10 protein-coding genes are annotated in these 18,266 nt (G+C 68.1%); 7 read left to right on the top strand and 3 right to left on the bottom strand.

The features are described from left to right. Positions 1-52 precede the first annotated feature (52 nt). The 3 genes from OC490_RS11950 to OC490_RS11940 are packed head-to-tail and all read right to left on the bottom strand — an operon-like array spanning position 53 to position 6,283. Positions 53-3,490: a signal recognition particle gene (locus OC490_RS11950; RefSeq protein WP_262057857.1), complete on the bottom strand. Its 3,438-nt coding sequence runs from the start codon at positions 3,488-3,490 to the stop codon at positions 53-55. Then, entirely contained in the window at positions 3,483-4,661 is a 1,179-nt protein-coding gene (locus OC490_RS11945; protein WP_262057856.1) for a hypothetical protein, read from the bottom strand. Before OC490_RS11945 ends, OC490_RS11950 begins: the two co-directional genes overlap by 8 nt. Beyond that, positions 4,658-6,283, bottom strand: a complete 1,626-nt coding sequence (locus OC490_RS11940; protein ID WP_262057855.1) for a PD-(D/E)XK nuclease family protein — start codon at positions 6,281-6,283, stop codon at positions 4,658-4,660. Before OC490_RS11940 ends, OC490_RS11945 begins: the two co-directional genes overlap by 4 nt. A gap of 161 nt (positions 6,284-6,444) precedes the next feature. Here OC490_RS11940 and OC490_RS11935 point away from each other — a divergent pair, with 161 nt between their 5' ends. From OC490_RS11935 to OC490_RS11905, 7 genes are all read left to right on the top strand, one after another. Next, positions 6,445-7,320 (top strand): hypothetical protein, encoded by an 876-nt coding sequence (locus OC490_RS11935; protein WP_262057854.1) that lies wholly within the window; start codon positions 6,445-6,447, stop codon positions 7,318-7,320. Positions 7,321-7,394: 74 nt separating this feature from the next. Next, positions 7,395-8,513, top strand: a complete 1,119-nt coding sequence (locus tag OC490_RS11930; protein WP_262057853.1) for a hypothetical protein — start codon at positions 7,395-7,397, stop codon at positions 8,511-8,513. Then, the gene (locus OC490_RS11925; RefSeq protein ID WP_262057852.1) at positions 8,510-10,018 is read left to right on the top strand and encodes a hypothetical protein; all 1,509 of its coding nucleotides are present in this window, start codon (positions 8,510-8,512) and stop codon (positions 10,016-10,018) included. Before OC490_RS11930 ends, OC490_RS11925 begins: the two co-directional genes overlap by 4 nt. After that, positions 10,015-11,391, top strand: a complete 1,377-nt coding sequence (locus tag OC490_RS11920) for an AAA family ATPase (protein ID WP_262057851.1) — start codon at positions 10,015-10,017, stop codon at positions 11,389-11,391. The genes OC490_RS11925 and OC490_RS11920 overlap by 4 nt, the downstream gene beginning before the upstream one ends. A 200-nt stretch (positions 11,392-11,591) precedes the next feature. Then, on the top strand, positions 11,592-14,873 hold the full coding sequence (locus OC490_RS11915) for an ATP-binding protein (protein ID WP_262057850.1): 3,282 nt from the start codon (positions 11,592-11,594) through the stop codon (positions 14,871-14,873). After that, a complete protein-coding gene (locus tag OC490_RS11910) occupies positions 14,870-15,349 on the top strand; it encodes a hypothetical protein (RefSeq protein WP_262057849.1) in 480 nt (159 codons plus the stop codon). The genes OC490_RS11915 and OC490_RS11910 overlap by 4 nt, the downstream gene beginning before the upstream one ends. A 53-nt stretch (positions 15,350-15,402) precedes the next feature. Next, positions 15,403-18,264 (top strand): DUF1156 domain-containing protein, encoded by a 2,862-nt coding sequence (locus OC490_RS11905; protein ID WP_262057848.1) that lies wholly within the window; start codon positions 15,403-15,405, stop codon positions 18,262-18,264. The last annotated feature ends 2 nt before the right edge of the window (positions 18,265-18,266 follow it).

Below are 18,266 nucleotides of genomic sequence, written 5' to 3'. Positions count from 1 at the left end.
TCTCCTTGGAGGCGAAGAGAGTCGTGTGCGTCTCGGGTGCGCCGACCGGCCGTCAGCCCATGTCCGCAAGGGCGCGGTAGAGCGGTTCGTACAGCTCGCGGACGAGCGACTTGTCGATCGAGGTGGGCTCCGGGTCGGCCGCGCCTTCTGCGTCGAAGTAGGGGGCGAGGACTTCGCGCATACTCGCCAGAAGACTCGTGTCGGGCGTGTCCATGGCCTGGAACCCGGCTTCGCGCGGCGAGAACGCCGCGTCGACGAAGACCACCCTGGCCGGCACACCGCCACGTACTAGGCGGCCGATGACCTGCCACATGACGACGAGTTGGTCCCAGGTGAACGCCACCTTCTCGTCGTCCCGCAGGCTCGACCAGGCGAGCTTGCGGGTCAGGTAACGGTTCCACTGACGACGGGCACGGCTGCGGAACTCGACGGCGGCCCTGTCGGGTGTGGCCGCGGCCAGCGCGTTCTGCCGGAACGTGCCCTCGGTGTCGCGGAGTTGGCGTACGGCCCAGTCGTTGACGGACTGGATGGCGAGCGAGATGTCGTCGGGGCGTGGGTGGGGGCGGGCCAGGAAGTAGACGGTGCCGATGGCGGCCTTGCCCCCGCGCAGCACGATGTTGTGCCCGCGCTCCACCGCGAGGAGCGGGGCGACGAGGAGGTCGCCGCCGACGGAGGGAAACGACTTGACGTCCCCGCGCGGCAGGGTGCGCGCGGCGGTGTCCTCCGGCAGCCGCGTCCAGGCGGTGTCCGCGTCCGCGTCGTCGGACACGAGCTGGGTGACACGTCCGTTCCACTCGGGGATCTGGTTGAGGTATTCGGCGGCCCTGCGTGCCTCTTCGTAGCTGCCTACGAGGAGGAGGATGCGACGTCGCTCCGGGTCGTCGATCTCGGCCAGTTCGGTGTCCAGCATGCTCACCGAGTCGGGCAGGCTACGGTCGGGCACAGCCAGCTGGTGCAGCATGTGCAGCAGGGCCTGCGGCCGCTCCTCGGGGTCGCAGCCGGACAGGCGCAACGGTTTCGGCTGGTCGCCTCCGGGCCAGTACAGGAACTCCTTGCGGAACTCGCTGCCCAGTACAGCCTCGACCTCCTCGTCGCGGGGCCGCAGTACGGCTCCGACGTCGGTGTGCACGTGGTACCTGCTGGATGTGCCCGCCCAGCTCGTGGCGGACATCAGCAGGACGTGCGGTCCGGGGCGGCCGTCCACGGCGCACAGGTCGCCCAGCCGCATGAGCAGCTCACGGCCGACGCCGTTGCAGTGGAAGAAGCGGAGTTCGCCACTGCGGTCGCCGTCTCGCTCCCGGTCATCGTGGCGGAACTGGAAGCCGAGGACATTGCCCATGGGCGACTCGGGGATGACCGCCTCATAGTCCTTCGGGGGCCTCCGGGAGAGGACGTTGGAGGCGCTTTCCAGGTTGAGTGCGGCTTCGACACGCGGCCACAGCGTGGTCATGAAGTCGAGCCGGCTGTGCAGTGCGGACAGGATCAGGGTGAACTCGAAGAGCCGGGCCTGGAGGTCGATATCGGCGAGTACGCCGCAGTCGTCCGATACGACGTCGCTGAGGGCCTCGCGGAGCCGTTCGCGGGTTCGGGCTCCCTGAGGCGCGTGCAGGAGCTCCAGGGTGAGGTGGACGAAAGTGTTGACCAGGGGAGTCACCTCGTCGTCGCTCGTACCGCTCTGCTGCTCGTGCAGCGGATCGTCCCTGAACCGTCCGAGTGCGACGTCCAGGCTCCGGGCCGCCGCGGGCGGGCGCTCCCCCTCCTTCCGGCCAGGAAACCAGCTGTCGAGCAGCAGACTGTGCAGGGTGAAGGCGCTGAAGTAGTCCATGCTGATCCAGCGCCTGAGGCCGTCGTCCTTGACGAGCAGCGCGTAGAGGCGATCGGTGGCGGCGCTGACCGTGTTGACGGCGTTGGTCCAGTCGTCGACGTCACGGGCTGACAGCTGGAGCCGTCCATCACGGGTCATCTGCTGGAACTTGTGCACAGCGACCTCGTCGAACCAGGAGTTCGGGGCTTTGCCCACAAGGGTGCTGGCGGGCGCGAAGGCCGTGTCGAGTTGCATCTGCACCCGATCCGCCTCGTCCACGATGATCAGATCGCTCATCCGACAGGCGAGTTCGAGATACCTCAGCTGCTCGTCGTGCTGGTGCTGCGGCACGGAGCTGTGCACCAGGCCGGCCGGGGTGGCGACCCACAGCTGGGCGTCGACCAGGTCGCGGGCCCCGCGGTGCCGGGGACAGCGGTTCCACAGCGGGCACAGCCGCCGCTGTGGCTTCGGGCGCCGGAAGTCACGCACTGCCGGGCTCTCGTCGTCGAGCAGCGGATCGCCGTCAGCCGACTCGACCTCGGGCACGGTGAAAAGGGTCAGGCACGGCGCCTCACGGATACCGAGAGGGCGGCGCGCTTCCAGGCCGCGCAGGACGTCGACCGGGCAGGCACTGCTCAGATAGGCAAACCCGGCATGGTCGTGCCCCAGCATGGTGGCCGCACCGGCCGTGGCGGTGCGGCGGTGCAGTCGGTTGATGTTGCGCTCGCGCGTGGAGTGCCCGAGGATCGGCGCGGCCAGCACGCCCAGCCGGTCGAACTGCTCGACTACGGCCAGGGTTTCCGCCACGTCGCCGACGACGATGGTGACGCGGCGGGGTGTCTGGGTCACGACGTGGTACGTCAGGATGTCGCGGATCGTGGACTTGCCGGCGCCGACCATGCCCACCAGGTGCAGCAGCCGGTCGACCGTCAGCCGCCCCTTCTCCGTGAAGCTCTCGGCCTCCTCGTCGCGCACGAGCAGTTTGACGCGCCGAAGCCGCCCGGCCCAGTCGTTGCGGGGACCGTTTGGTGCCGCCGCCTCCACGGTGTCCATCGTGTCGGCGGCCTTTTCGAGTTCCGCCCACGTGACGTCCACCGGCTTTCCCCGTCCTGCGGGCGGCGCGTCGAGAGCGTGTGCACGGGGCAGGGTGTCCGACAGCAGTTCCTCCTCGAACACGACGGAGTGGGTGCGGTCCTGTACACGAAAGGTGTACTCACCAGCCTCGGCGAACGGGACGGACCGCGTCGAGAAGTCGGGCGCGGTGCTGAGCAGATCTTCGAAGATCTCGAAGCGGCGCGCGGCGCGCGCGGGCTCACGGCGACGAGGTACGTCATCGGGTCCGTCGAGGTCGTAACCCCGCAGTTGCTGAGGAACTGTCAGGTAGTCGGCCAGTGCCTCGCGCCACGCGTGCCGTCGGCGCAGATCCCACAGGTAGTGGCGGGCCCGCAGCACGCGCAGGCGCTGTTCGTCTGTGCGCACGTCGCCGAAGGCTTCGCTGTAGGGGTAGCCGCCCAGCAGCGGCCAGACGTCTGCGGCAGTGCGGGTCGGCGTCACGTCCTGAAGCAGGTACAGGCCCAATTCGATGTCGAGCAGGTCGCCGGGACGGAAGCTGCCGAGGTTCGCCGGCCATACTTCGGTGAGCTGCTTCGGTGAGCAGCGCCGGTGCCATCCACTGCGGTCACGCATGGCGGCCTCCTTCGGTACGCGGTGGTTCTGTCTCCTGTCGGCTCAGGGTGGCGAGGTCGCGGCCCACCAGTCGTAGAAACGCCTGGTCGTCCAGGAGAGTGACCCGCCCGGCCATGTCGTCGGGCAGGTTGCGGCGGAACTGCCGCCCGTAAGCCTCGTTCTCGCGGAAGCGGTACCGGGGTACGACGAGGAAGGCACGCTCGTACGGCGGGTCACCCCGGAAGGGAGTGGTCGTGCGCGCCAGGAGTGCGGGGTTGACGCGGTCCTTCACATCCACGGCCCAGTGCCGCCGCCCCGGCAGGGGGACGCGAAGGTCGTACGCGTCGTAGTTCGGCCACATCTCGGCCGTGATCCCGAACTTCTTCTTCAGTGCGGATTCCAGCTCCGTCTCGGCGAGTCCGGGGCTGGTGACGAACATGCGCAGGGGACGGCTGAGTTGGAAGACTCCCCCTTTGTCGGGTCGCAGTGGAGTGCCTTCGCCCCGTTCTCCGTCTCGGCGGCAACGGTCCAGTTCGCAGCGGTGTCCGCCGACGAGCAGCGGCACCATGAGGCAGTGGCAGCGCGGGCACTGCCGATACGCGCCCTCACGCAGATAGGACGCGGGGGCGGGTTCGTAGCAGCGCTTGATGACGCTGTGCAGCAGCATCCCGCACTCCGGATCGCCGCCGAGCAGCGCCAGTTCGGCACCCGTGAGCACGGGCCGAGTGGTGAGGAGGGCACGGAACGCGGTGTAGGCCCGGGGTGACCTGGCTGCGCGGCAGATTGCGAGGGCTTCCAGGATCCGTTCGTTCTCGAACAGTTCAGCGGCGGGATCGGCCGCGTTCACCTCCCACTCCAGGCACGACTGGTGCGGCAGCCTGGTCTCGGGATCGACCAGCAGGGCCGTGCCCGAGCGGGCCTCGTCGGGCAGGGGCAACGGCCATTCCGCGAGCGGGCGTTCGCAGGCCCAGCGAACCATTTCAGGCACGCTGCCCGGTGGTTCCTCACCTCGCCGCAGGCAGTGCAGCACGAGGCGGTTGTAGGCGTTCTGCACCTTGGCCGGGTAGACCGGGTTGGGCACCGTCCGCTGTCGGGACAGACAGGCGAGGGCGCTGGCGATCAGCCGCAACAGCGTCTCGTCGGCGGTCCCGGCGCCTTCGGGAATCGCGGGCAGCAGGTCCGTCGTCGTCACACCTCTCCCTCTCCCTCAACGGTCAGGCTTGGCGTCGCACTCGGACACCACTGGGATACCGGACAGGACTGACAATGCGGTCCGGGCCGGGCATCCCACGCCTCGTCCTCCCGCCAGGGACCGCCATACCGCTGCAGCACGGACCGCGCCTTGGCCTGCTGCTCGGGATCGGTCGGATCGATGACATGGGGATCGGAGCCGTCCGGCCGGAGGATCTCCACCTCGACGCGCGATCCGCCCGGGTCACCGCCCAGCGCGCCCTGTGCCAGCAGCGTGACGGCCAGGGCGAGTTGGGGATACGCCTCAAGGAGATCCACCTGACTCCGGCGCCGTTTCCTCGTCGTCTTCAGCTCTCGCCACACCCAGGAGCCGTCCTCCTGATAGAGCAGGTCGGGCTTGGCTATGACCACGGCCTGGGCGGCTGTGTCGTGGACGACCCGGAGCGCCTCGGGCTCGACCCGCTGGACAAGTCCCGGGTCCTGGAAGGGGCAGGCGTCGACATGGTGGAGCAACATGTCCCGGCCGGTCGCGGCGTCCTCGTCGGAGACCCGCCACCGCTCTTCCGTCCAGTTCTCGCCCTCGACGGGCATGTCCGCGACGTCGCAGGGCGGCCACCCGTCACGCCGGTGCAGCTTCTCGATCCAGCCGTGCACCGCCTGGCCGAGCTTGGCGGCGCTGCCGTACTCATCGGACCTGGGCAGGTGTAACGCGCGCAGGAACGCCTGTGCGGGGCAGGCCGCGTGGTAGCGGAAGTCGCTGACGGACACCTTCCGCAGCGGTGCGAGTCGTGACGACAGCCCAAGGACCCCGGGCCTGCGCGGCACGGCCGGGCAGGCCGTGAACTGCTTGCAGTCGACACAGGAGGAGCCGGGCGTCGGCGCCCCACCCGCCACGACGCGAGCGACGTGCGAGTGTCCGTGCTCGGCGTAGTACGCCTCGGCCTCCTCGGCGGTACCGTCGAACTGCACCCGGGGCCGGCCGTCGGCCAGCCCCACCTCGACGACGCGCACGCGCTCGGGCCGCGCGACGGGCCCAAGCGGCTGGAAGGCCCGCGACCACTTGCCGGGCCAGGCCGCCGGTTGCCCGTGGACCGCCACGTACACGGCGATGGCGATCTCTCCGGGTTCGGATCCCTTGGCCTGGCCGTGCCGCAGCCGCCGGTACTCGCGCAGCCGTCCGTCGGCGGACTCGTACCGCCGCCACCAGGCGTACATCTCCCAGAACTTGCCGTTCTCGCGCTGCGCCACCCAGTAGGCACGGACGGGGCGCAGCCTCTTGTCGCCTTCCGCGGCGAACGCCTGCCTGTACGACCGCAGGGCGTGCTCGGCGTAGGTGAGATGTCCGGGGTGGAGGGCGGGCGTCCTGGAGCGCAGCCCCTCCAGGGCCTGGTCGAGTGTCTCCTCGTGGAACTCGACCCGGTCGACGGCGTCCATGACCGGCCCGAGGGTGAAGGTTTCGAGCTCCGGCTTCGGCAGCCGCAGGCGCTGGGCCGGCCACAGCCCCGGTCGGGCCTTGGCGGCGGCGTGCGAGGGGCAGGTGTGCTCCTCGTCTCCGCCGGTTCCGGGCCCCACCCGCAGAAGACTGTCGTCCCCCGTGAGCCAGTGCGGCCTGCGCCATGCCATGTCGTGGCCCATTACCTCCCCCTTCGAGACAGACGTCACCCCCAGACGTCACCCCGCGGACCGAGCGGCCGGAGGCGCCGACGTCTTCGACGATAGCATGCAACATTGGAATATCTTGGAAGTTCTTGGCATAGATTGGCTCTTGCGCTAAGGTGCCCCTCATGGCGGCATCACTGGAGGAGCTCGAGCAACGCCTGTCCCACCTGCGCACCGAGTTGCGCGGCGCCGTACGCGCCCGGGACAAGGCCGAAACCACGCGTATCCGTCGCGCTCTGCGCGAGGCGGAGACCGCATGGGAGCACGCTCTGGAGGTCGAGGCCGGACCGGACATCGAGACACTTCCGTCGGAAGCCGAGACTCGGACGCCACCGAGGGCGACAGGCCAACCACGCCGCCAGGAGCGCCCCACACACGGCTCCATCCCAGTCCGCGAACAAGTCCACCAAGCGCTCACCCTGCTGGGTGCTCCCGCGTCCCCGAAGCTCATCTCGTCCGCGTATGAGGCGTTCTTCACCGAGCCGCTCGTCGCCGCCAAGCTCGCGTCGCTCCGCCGGGACGAGGAACGCTCTTTCACCGCACAGGGTTATGCCCGCCCGTACTACATCTGCGCGGCGCTGACCCACGACCGTCTCGTGCCCGCCCGCGGGCTTCTGGCCCTGTCCACCTGGCCCGTGGAGCGGCGGATCATCACCCCGCTCAGCCCCCGGACCGACTTCCTCACCCACGCTGTCGGCACCGCCGAGCAGATCCAGCGACTGGCCACGGCCGGGCATCCGGCCCCGGACGCGGCCTGGCGGCTGCTGCGCCGGTTCGCCCTCACGATCCCGGGTGCCTGCGATTCCGCGGCCCCGGAGCCCGACCCCGCCCGCGTGATCGCCGCCGCCCAAGCCGAAGCGACCGTCCACCAACAGGAGGACGACCAACGGCGGCAGGCGGCGGCAGATCGCGCCCGTACCCAACTCACCGACGCGCAAAAGCTGTTCGGTGCGGCACCGCTGCGTGATGCCCTGCGTGACGCGAGCGGCAGCATGCACTGACCTCTCCCGGCGGAGACGGCCACGGTCGTCCCACCCGCCGGCACACCTCCGAAGACGTCCCCGAAGCAGAGACGATGCCCTCGCAGCAGTCCGAACCCCCAGACGACAGACTCACGCGGCTGCGCGGACCGCGCCCCCCTCAGCCCTACACCGCCCGCAAGATCACCGCACTGACCGCCAACCCCGCCTGCGCCCGCCGCGCCGTCCTCGACGCCGCCGGGGTGGACAAGGCGCTACTCGCCCAGCAGGTCGGATACGAACCGCGCTTCGGCCAGTCGCCCTTCGCACTCGCCCGCGAGCAGGTGTTCCACAGCCTCGTGAAGTGGGGCGGGTACGCCGAGCTCATCCGGCTGCTGCGCGAGGAGCTCTCCGTCCCCGTGGCGGAGGCCCATGTCGAAGACCTCAACGAGGTGGGAGGCAACAGCTCTCTGCCCGTACGGGAGCGCGAGACCCGCCGCCTCATCGCGCACATCGCCTCCGGGCAGGACGTCCGACTGATCCTCGACCGCCCCGTACTCACCCTCGAAGTCGCCGGACGGACGGCGTACCTCGAACCGGACGCCCTCACCCACCGCGTCGACGGGAAGTTCTACGTCGTCCTGATCCGCTCGTTCGCGGCGATCGACGGGCAGGCCAACCCGACGGCTGTGGCCCAGGCGGCCAAGCAGGCCGCCGTGTACGTCCTCGCCCTGCGCCACGCCTTCGACGCCGCGGGCCTGCCCGCCGAGCAGCTCGCCCACGACTTCCTGCTCGTCTGCCCGAAGGACTTCTCCAACCGGCCCTACGGTCGCCTGATCGACCTCCGGCAGGAGCTCGACGCCCTGCAGTTCCAGCTCACGCGGCTGCGGCGCGCCGAGGACCTGGCGGCGCGGCTCCCCGAGACGGCGACCCTGGACCCGGACCGGAGCATGACCGAACTCTCCTCGTCCATAGAGGCGTTGGACGCGTCGTACACGCCCGCATGTCTCTCCTTCTGCGAGATGGCGCGCTACTGCCGCGACGAGGCCGACGGGTGTGCCTCACCTGCCCGTCTGGGCAGCGCCGTGCGCAACGACCTGCCAGGCATCGACTCCACCCGTACCGCGCTCGACTACCTGGACGGTGTCGCCGCCCCGGGAGAGGCCGAGACGGAGGCAGCCGACCTGCTGCGCGCCGCCGCCCGGCTGCGCCGACTCCGCCGGGGGGCCGCATGAGCGTCCTGTCCACCGTCGCGGCTCTCACGGCGTCCCGCACCGGCCACGCCGAGCCGCTGACCACCGTCCGCCACCAGCACCTGGACCAGAGGCCGTTCGTGCTGGTGCCGCTCACCCTCGCCGGAGAGGCCTGCGCGCCCCTGGCCGCCCTCGCGGGTGCGGACCCGGCACACCCGACATTGCTGACGGTCCGTCAGCCACGGAACCGTGCCGAACGGTTCCGCTTCGCCGAGCGTCTCGCCACACTGCTGCTGGCGCACATCGACGGATGCCGGACGGAGACGGAGCCGTACACCGTCGGCCGTGGCAAGGAGAAGGAGGAACGCCTGCGTTGCCTGCGGGCCCCGCAGCTCCTTGTGCCGAACGGCGAGGGCATCGCGTACGTCCGTCTGCTCGGCCGTCTGACCAGGCTGCGCGCCACCGAAGGGCCGTACGCGGTGGCCCCGTCCGTGCCCACCCTCGGCAAGTGGCTGACCCGGTTCGCGGATCTGGCCGAGTTCCCGGACTCCAGCATGCTCCTCGCGATGACCCGGCAGCTCGCTGCGCACTGGGCGACGGGCCAGAGCCCTTCGGAGGACTCCCACCTCGCGTCCCTGCTCGCCTGGATCGACCCGCCGGACGGCAGCGACGGCGCGCGTGCGGCGTGGGAGGCGGAGGACCCCGCCGTGTGGCCCCCCGCCGGCCCGGCCACGGACCCGGTCTTCGACCGGACGCTCCATGAGCTGATGACGCGCTACGACGAGGCGTCCGACGAGCGCGGACGCGAGGCGGTCGGCCGTCAGATCGACGGTGAGCTGCGCGGCCAGATGCTGCCCACCTGGCAGCTGATGTGGCGCGGAATGGAACTGCTCCGGGACCTGCCGGAGGGCGCCCACGTCCGCGAACGCTGGGCCTTCGACCGGCGCCTGTTCTCCGAGTACGCCGAGTACCTGGACGCGGACGGCCGCCCGCAGGCCCGCCGCGACCACGCCGTCGGGGCCGCGCGCCGCCTGGCCCGCCTGGAGGACGCGGTCGCCCGCTACGAGGCGCAGCGGGCCTACGACGACCCGCTGGTGATGGCGGAGTACGAGCTGGCGGGCGAGGCGTTCACGGGGACGGTGACCGCCAGGGACGAGAACCGGTTCGTCCCCGGCACCCGGCCCGGTTCCCAGGTGTGGCGGCCGACGATCACCCTCCGCACCGACGCCCCCGTCGGCCTCGCGGCCGGCACGGAGGTGAGGTCCCCGGCCCGCCCCGGCCAGGAGGGCCGGGTCCTCGAAGTACGGCAGCAGGACGACGCCTGCACCGTGGTGCTGGAACTCAAGGGCGGCTTCGCGAGGAAGCGCACGCCTCCGGCACCGCCCGGCACTCTCGCCGAGACCGGCGAGGAGCTGACGTACACCACGCTCAACCCCACCGCCATGCCCGCCTCGCTGCCCGCCGAGGAGGACACCCCCTGGACCCACGGCGGCCCGCCACGACCGTACGAACCCACCGACGAGGACGCAGAGGAGACCTGGGAGTGACCTCCATCCTCCCCCGCACGGGAACCCACGACGGTCCCGATGACGGTCGCACCCCCGGGGAGCGCGCCGACCGGGCGGTCGCCGACATCCTTTCCAGCCTCGACACGGCACCGGGCCGCGGCGTCGTCGTGGACTCCCCGCCCGGCGCCGGGAAGTCCACCCTGGTCGTGCGGGCGACCGGGCACCTGACGTCGGCTGGCCACCAGCTCATGATCGTCGCGCAGACCAACGAGCAGGTCGACGACCTGGTGGACCGCCTCGCACGCGAGCATCCCGGCCTGGCGATCGGCCGCCTGCACGCCGGCGGCCACACCCTTCCGCCCCGCGTCACCCGGCACCCCCACATCACCGGAAGCACCCAGGCGGCAGACCTTCGCGAGCTGCCCGTCGTGGTGTCCACCGCGAAGAAGTGGTCGTACGTCACCCCGGACAAGTGCCGGCCGTGGCGCTGGGCCATCGTCGACGAGGCGTACCAGATGCGCTCGGACGCGCTCCTCGCGACGGCCCCGCTGTTCAGCGAGGACGACTCGCAGGTCCTCTTCGTCGGCGACCCCGGCCAGCTCGACCCCTTCGCCACCGTGGAGACCGACCGCTGGCACGGCCTGACCTGGGACCCCCTGCGCAACGCGGTCGACGTGACGCTCGCCCACACCCCGGATCTCGTACGCCACCAACTCCCCGTCTCCTGGCGCCTGCCGGAGACGGCGGCCCCCCTCGTCGAGCAGGCCTTCTACCCCTTCTACCGGTTCGTCCCCGGTACGACGGCACAGGACCGCGTCCTGTCGTACGCCAGCCTGCCCCACGGCTCCACCCCGCTGGACGACGTCCTCACCCGCGCCGCCGCCTCCGGCTGGGGCCATCTGGAACTCCCCGCCCGCCACACCCTCGACCAGGACCCCGAGGTCGCCGAAGCCCTCGCGGCGACGGCGGCCCGCCTGCTGGAACGCGGGGCGCTGGTCAACGGGGAGCCCCTCACCGAGGCACGCATCGCGATCGGCGCGGCTCGCACCGTGCAGGCGGACGCCGTCCGCGCCCGCCTCGCCGACCGCGGCCTGACCGACATCACCGTGGACACCGCCAACCGCCTCCAGGGCCGCGAGTTCGACGTCACCCTGGTCTGGCACCCACTGTCCGGCCGCCACGACGCCTCCGCCTTCCACCTGGAGACGGGCCGACTGTGCGTCCTGCTCTCCCGACACCGCTTCGCGTGCATCGTGGTGGCCCGCGCCGGGATCCGGGATCTGCTGGACCGGCATCCGCGGAGCAGTCCGGTGTACCTGGACGTGCCGCCTAAGTTTCCGGATGGGTGGCGGGCACATCAGGTGGTCATGGGGCGGTTGGAGCGGGGGGAACACCGGGTGCGGGCGGCATGATCATGGCAATGCTGCCGACAGCGTCCGGTAGCCGCACCACCCGTCGGACATGACGGATTAGGCGGACATCCGGCCGCTGTTGCAGGACGATGCGGGACCAACGGCAGAATTCGACATGGTTGTCGGCGGCCTGCAATAGCATGATGCACAGGTCAAGGAGCGACGCCGCGTGCACGGCGTCTGGGGGGGGTAGGAGAGGCATGACAGCGTCGAACCTGGGGGCTCTGCGGAAGGTGTGCGTTCCGCGAGAGGACGTGCTCGAAGGCGGGTTGTCAGACAACCACTTCGCAGCACAACTGGACAAAGTAGTCCGCGACGCGAAGCACTATCCGGTGTACGGCGACGCGGAGGCATTCTTCGCGCAGACCTACCCCACGAGCGGCCTGAAGAAGCTGCTCACCAAGACCTTTGGCCGCCTGACTGGAGCGAAGGGTGTCGCGGGGGAGAACGGCGTGCTTCGCCCGACGACCTCGTTCGGTGGCGGTAAGACCCACGGGCTAACCGCCGTCTACCACCTCGCGACGGGCGCCCGGCCGTCCAACATCACCGAGTTCCTCGACCCGAGCCTGCTTCCCGACGGTCCGGTCCAGGTCGCAGCTCTAGTCGGTGACGCCCTCGACCCTACTGCGGGCCTCGAGACCAGTGGCCATCGCACCTACACGATGTGGGGTGAGATGGCCGCCCAGATTGGTGATGACGCGTTCGCGGCGATGGAGGCGAACGACGCCCAACGCACGGCTCCGGGCACCGCCACGATCAAGGCCGCCTTCGGCGACAAGCCAACGGTGGTCATCGTCGACGAGATCGCCAAGCATCTGCGTGTAGTGGCCTCCTCAGGCAGCGAGGACGTCCGCCGCATGGTCGGCGCAATCCCTGTCTTCCTCGGCAATCTCTTCGAAGTCGCCTCCGACCCGACCAACAAGGTCTCGGTCATCATCACCCTTGCCGCGACCACCAACGCGTTCGGCGCGGAGACCACCGAGATCAGCGAGCTGACCGGTGAGGAAAGGGAGAAGGCTGACGCCGCCAACACCGCCTCGGTCAAGGCCGCCCAGGAGACCGGCGACGTGCTGACCCGCGCGGTGCAGCCGAGCGCGGTGATCAAGCCCGCCGCTGACAACGAGATCGGGGAGATCCTCAAGAAACGCCTCTTCGCCTCCGTCGACGAGGGCGCCGCCAGGGCCGCCGGGGAGGCCTATCGGGACTTCTACGAGCAGCTCGCCAAGACGGAGCAGCTCGCAGGCGGCGCCGAGCAATCGGCTTCCTATGGCGACCTGGTCACCAAGACCTACCCGTTCCACCCGGAGCTGGTCCGCGTCCTCGACAAGCGACTGGGCAACATCACCGAGTTCCAGCGCGCTCGAGGCGCTCTGAAGCTCCTCGCCGAGGTCGTGGCCAACATTTACGCGACCAACGACGACACCGCGATCATCAACGTCGGCGACATCGACTACTCCAACGAGCCGGTCCTCAACCACCTGACCGATGGTCTCGGACGCGCCGAGTACGCGAGCGTGGCTAAGGGCGACTTCGCCTCCAAGGCTTCCCACGCGGCTGTCGTCGACGCCGATGTCTTCCCCGGCAAACCTGCCTACGCGACCCGCGTGGCCCGCACCGTGTTCACACACTCCCTCGAGATGGTTTCGACCGCAGGGGCGGGCCGCAACGACTGGCTGGTCGGCACCCTGCGTCCCGGCGAGGACGCCACCATCTTCGAGAAGGCGCTGACCGAGTCGGAGAAGGTCTTCTGGCACCTGTCGTACGACGGTGCCCGCTGGCGTTTCAACATCGAGCCCAACGTCAACGCCATCATCGAGACCGAGAAGCGCAATATCGCCAACACTGCGGTCGCTGCAGAAGTTGACAGCCTGATACACAAAGCGTTCGCCAACGACGGCGGCGTCACGGCGATCCATTTCCCGTCAGGCCCTGCCGAAATCCCAGACAAGAACGCGCTGCGCGTGGTCGTGCTCGACCACGATGTCGTCACCGTTGATCCACGCCACGCCGACCAGCCGCCGGCACAGGTCATGGAAATGCTCGACAAGGTCGGCTCAGTCGGTACGCCGCGCAAGTACCGCAACTCCCTGGTTTTCGCCCTTGCCGACACCGAGCAGGTCCCCGCACTCAAGGACCGTGCACGTGCCCTGATCGCCTCCAACAACCTTGCCACGGATACCCACCGGCTAGGCCAGTTCAGCGAGGAGGTCCGCAAGAAGGTCGAGGCCTACGACAAGGAGGCCCGTCTTCAGGCCCGCATCGCGGTCACCCGGTGCTTCAAGCACATCTACTACCCGGCCGACGAGAAGGCCACCGGCTACCTGCGCCACCGTGAGCTCCCTGCCCAGGCCCAGGGCGACCCGAAGAATGCCACCTCCGCTGTCATCACCCTGCTGACCGACGAGGACAAGATCCGCACTAGCGCGTTCACAGCCTCCTTCCTGCGCAACCGCACCTGGGCCAACAAGGAGGCCACGAGCACAGCCGCGATCGCCGACTACTTCTGGTCCGACCACAAGGTCCCCATCGTCCGCAACGTCTCCTTGCTGCGTGACGCGATCGTCCACGGCGTCAGCCACGACAACTGGGTCTACTACGACTCCGCCAGCGGGAAGGCCCACACAGCCAGCACCCAGGCCGGCATGTCGATCACCTTCAGTGCCGACGCCGAGGTCATGACCATGACCGAAGCACAGAAGCGCGGCCTTCTGGTGCGCAAACCCACCCAGACCGACCTCCGTTCGGTACTCACCGGAGAGCAGCTCACCGGCGCCGACCTCCGCACTCGCCTCGAGGCCGCCTGCGGCGGCGAACCCTCCAAGACCGACGTCCTCGAGCTGCTGGCCACCGCCGTCCAGTCCAGCGAGTACGGCTGGTTTGTCGTCACCGACACCGAGCCTGCCGCCGGAGTCAGAGCGCTCTCACCCTCGGCGATCAAGGACAAGGGCCTCGACACCCTCCACATCCTGCCCCGCGAAGCCGCAGACGATATCGGCGTCGAGGTCCCCACCCGCACCGCCACCTCCAAGACCTTCACGGCGACCGGTCCCGGTGGCGCGGCCATGCAGACCCTGCTTGACGCCGTCTCCGACTACACGATTCGCACGATCTCGACCCTCACTTTGAAGGCAAGCGCGGATGCCGCGTCCGGCACAAGCGACATCGACCTCGCCGTCGCCTCGCTCGGCATGCTGCAGAAGCAGGCCATCACGGTCCGCGCCACCATCCGCGCCGAGTACAAGGGGCTCACCGGAGGCGGCATCCAGTTCCAAGGCACCGCCGAGCGCGCCGACTTCCAGATGGCCTACGGTCACGCCAAGAAGGCGCTCAACGCCACCACGAAGGTGGTCGGCGACGTTACTCTCACCTTCCGGTTCGCCCCGACACTCGACGTCGACGACCCTCAGTTCACGCAGATCCACGATGTGATCAAGAAGCTCGGCATCAAGAGCACAACAATGACGGCGGAGGTGACCAAATGACCATGCCCCAGCGCGCGACGGCCATCCCGAGCCGACGGCTCGCTGCCGTCGCTGGCGTCCGTGGTTTCCGTCTCATCGTGAAGCCCGGCCGTGGCGAGACCTACGGCCTCACCGTCGAGGAGACTTTTGGCGAGGCCGCCTCCGTCTTCGCCACGACCATCGTCGCCCTCACCCCACAGCAGACGGGCCGCGTCGTCGACGCACTCTTCTCTGCCGTGAAGCGATCGGGCCACCAGCCCAGCGTGCTGACCTTCACCCGCAAGGCACCCATCCGGCTCACCGAACCCGATGGCGTACGCCTGGCCCTGATCCTGCTGGCCACCCAGCCCATCGCCAAGCATGAGCGCGTCCGCGCACTCGTCGCCGGCATCAACACCATGAGCACCGAGGAGACCTACTACTGGTATTCCAAGTGCATCGGCGTCGACGCCAACCGCGCCCGCAAGGCCCTCCGCACCCTCCTCTCCGACTACTGAAAGCAAGCAACGTGACAACGCGGCCCAAGGTACTGGCTGAAGACTGGCTGCCGGTGGCAGCTCTGAGTATCGAGTCACGACGCGAAGCTGCCCCGATCCCAGGGCAGTTCCCGAAGCTCAAGACCCTCCATCAGTGGTGGGCTCGTCGCCCTATCGTCGCCTCGGCGGCCACAGTCCTGGCGGGTATCCTGCCAGCCTGGAGCGACGAACTTGCGGAGCGGCATCCTACGATCAGCGGGCTTCAAACCGAATGGGCATATCGCGACTGGTTCAACCGCCTTATCGGTATTTGGGGAGACCCTGTGCTGGCGAAACGAACAAGTGAAGCCGCCAAGGCCGCAGGCGTCAAGCTCAAGGACAACCCTTACACCTACCGCCCAGCATTCAAGAACAGTGTTGGCGAGCAGGAGATCCGGGAGTTGCACGACGTCCTCGTCGATACCTGGGGCTGCCTTCCTGCCGTTGCAGATGTGACCGCTGGGGGAGGCTCCATCCCGTGGACCGCGCTGCGCTTGGGTTTGCCGACCTACGCAAACGACCTCAATAGCGTGGCGGTGTCGATCCTGAACGCAAGCCTCACGATCCCGGCCAAACACGGCACAGCGCTAACTCCAGTCCTGCGCAAGTGGGGTCAGCGGATCGTGGACGACGCCACCATCAGGCTCCTTGAGTACTTCCCGAAAGCCGGCAGGGAGAGGGTTACGAACTACCTCTACGCCCATGCGGTGGCTTGCCCCCGCACTGGCCGGGTCGTGCCACTGATGCCGGATTGGTGGCTTCGAAAGGCTCCCAAGCCAGCCGCCGTACGGATGCTGACTGAACTTGACGGAGTGGAGCTGCAGACCCCGAGATTTGAAGTCGTGCACGGGCCGGACATCGACTTCGATGCTGACAAGGGTCTCTTTGCAGGCGGCCGTGCGATCAGTCCGTACGACAATCTCGTCGTCGATGGCGACTACATCAAGGCCGAGGCAAAGGCCGGCCGCATGACCCAGGTTCTCTATGCAGTTGTCGTCAGGACCTCCGCTGGACGAACCTTCCGATCCCCGAACGATGCCGACCTTGAGGCACTCCAGAAGGCTGAGCGACTGGTAGCAGAGAACATCGGAATCTGGGAAGCCACAGGCATTATTCCCTCGACCTCGATTCCCGAGGTGTCGAACTATGACCGCGGTCATCGGATGTACGGCATCAACAAATGGGCCGACTTCTTTTCGCCTCGCCAGCTCCTCACCCATGCCGCCTTTGTTCAAGCGTTTCGCAAGGTTGCCGCGGAAGCGAGGGCTGAGCTCGATGAGAGCCTCTCGAAAGACATCCTGACCGAGCTTGCGCTGATGCAGGGAAAGGCACTGAACTACAACGCACGGCAGGCGTCCTGGCATGTGAACCGTCAGTCGACTCGCGCTGTCTTTGAGAAACACAACTTCGCATTCAAGTGGACCTTCGTCGAGTTTCCGGGCCCAGGGGAGCTGCTGCCGTGGTGTTTGGACCAGTTGGTCGATGCTTACGACGAGATTGCACGTCTTCTCGAAGAGACTGGCAGCAGCGCGCCCGGTGCACGCCTGGATCGCCAGGTGCAGGTCACCGCCGGGACCGCGGCCGACATCCCATCCGTGCCTGACGGATCCATCCAACACATCTGCATGGATCCGCCGTACTACGCCAATGTCATGTACTCCGAGCTCTCCAACTTCTTCTATGCCTGGGAGCGGGAGACCCTCGGCCTCGTGGCGCCGGAGCTCTTCGAAGAAGAGAACACCGACCTCGACAACGAGGCTGTCACCAACGACGCGCGGTTCGCAGCGTTGGGTCGCCGTAAGAAGGAGATCGCTGACCTCGACTACGAGGCAAAGATGGCCGCGATCTTCACTGAGTGCCGCAGAATGCTGTGCGCCGGAGGCGTACTCACGGTGATGTTCACCAACAAGAACGCTCGGGCATGGGATGCATTGGGCTCGGCGTTGATCTCTGCGGGGTTCACGGTCGAGACGTCCTGGCCCATCGCTACTGAGTCGGAGTCCAGCAGCCACCAAGCCAACAAGAACGCCGCAGAGTCCACCATCATGCTGGTTTGTCGTAAGCGGGACCGGAGCGATGATGGCGGGAAGCGGTACCTCGAAGACGTAGCGCCGGAGGTCCGCGCAGAAGCACGAAGTGCGTCGCTCCGCTTCGCCGAAGATGGTATCGAAGGTGTCGACCTCATGCTCGCCACCTACGGCCCCGCACTGTCTGTCATCTCGCGGAACTGGCCCGTCTACTCGTCGGTACCCGACGAGAACGGAGCCGATCGACTCCTGAGGCCGGAAGAGGCTCTGAACATCGCACGTGAGGAGATTGTCGAACTCCGACGTCGCCGCCTCGTGGGCGAAGTGGTCCGAGTCGATAGCCTTACCGACTTTGTACTCATGGCCTGGGACATCTTCAAGGCGCGAGAATCCGACTTCGATGCTGCGCGGCTTCTTGCCCTAGCCGTTGGCGGACTCGACATCGACTACCTAACGAAAGCCAAGGTGCTTAAAAAGAAGGCGGGAACCGTGGAGTTGCTGGCACCTGAAGAGCGGATCCGAAGGGGCAACGAAGGCGATGCTCCTGGAGTCCGCCCAGAGGCAGCCAGGTTCGAGCACCTCATCGATGCCGTCGACACGATGCTCTACATCGCCAAGGTTGACGGCATGCAAGCTGCAAAGCGTTTCGTCGATCGGCATGGCTACACAAGTGACCGTTCGTTCATTGCCGCCATCCAGGGCCTGATTAACGCAATCCCTCGAAAGAAGTCAAAGGGCGCGTGGCTCTACCCGGAGGCGGGGCTTCTCGACACGCTGTGCACGCTCTACTTCGATAGTGTTCAGCTCCCAGCCGACGATCTACCTGTAACGCAGATTGACGAACCAGTCGCTCTCTTCGAGATGGAGTGAGG

This window comes from Streptomyces sp. STR69 (genome assembly GCF_024519455.1).
Lineage (GTDB): Bacteria > Actinomycetota > Actinomycetes > Streptomycetales > Streptomycetaceae > Streptomyces.
Note: the sequence above shows the minus strand (reverse complement) of the source record. Positions and strands in the feature narration are given on the sequence as shown.

What these genes read in the sequence shown, in the direction of transcription:
- OC490_RS11930 (WP_262057853.1), top strand. Translation starts at nt 7,395, where the DNA reads ATGCCCTCGCAGCAGTCCGAACCCCCAGACGACAGACTCACGCGGCTG.
- OC490_RS11940 (WP_262057855.1), bottom strand. Translation starts at nt 6,283, where the DNA reads ATGGCATGGCGCAGGCCGCACTGGCTCACGGGGGACGACAGTCTTCTG.
- OC490_RS11950 (WP_262057857.1), bottom strand. Translation starts at nt 3,490, where the DNA reads ATGCGTGACCGCAGTGGATGGCACCGGCGCTGCTCACCGAAGCAGCTC.
- OC490_RS11915 (WP_262057850.1), top strand. Translation starts at nt 11,592, where the DNA reads ATGACAGCGTCGAACCTGGGGGCTCTGCGGAAGGTGTGCGTTCCGCGA.
- OC490_RS11910 (WP_262057849.1), top strand. Translation starts at nt 14,870, where the DNA reads ATGACCATGCCCCAGCGCGCGACGGCCATCCCGAGCCGACGGCTCGCT.
- OC490_RS11935 (WP_262057854.1), top strand. Translation starts at nt 6,445, where the DNA reads ATGGCGGCATCACTGGAGGAGCTCGAGCAACGCCTGTCCCACCTGCGC.
- OC490_RS11925 (WP_262057852.1), top strand. Translation starts at nt 8,510, where the DNA reads ATGAGCGTCCTGTCCACCGTCGCGGCTCTCACGGCGTCCCGCACCGGC.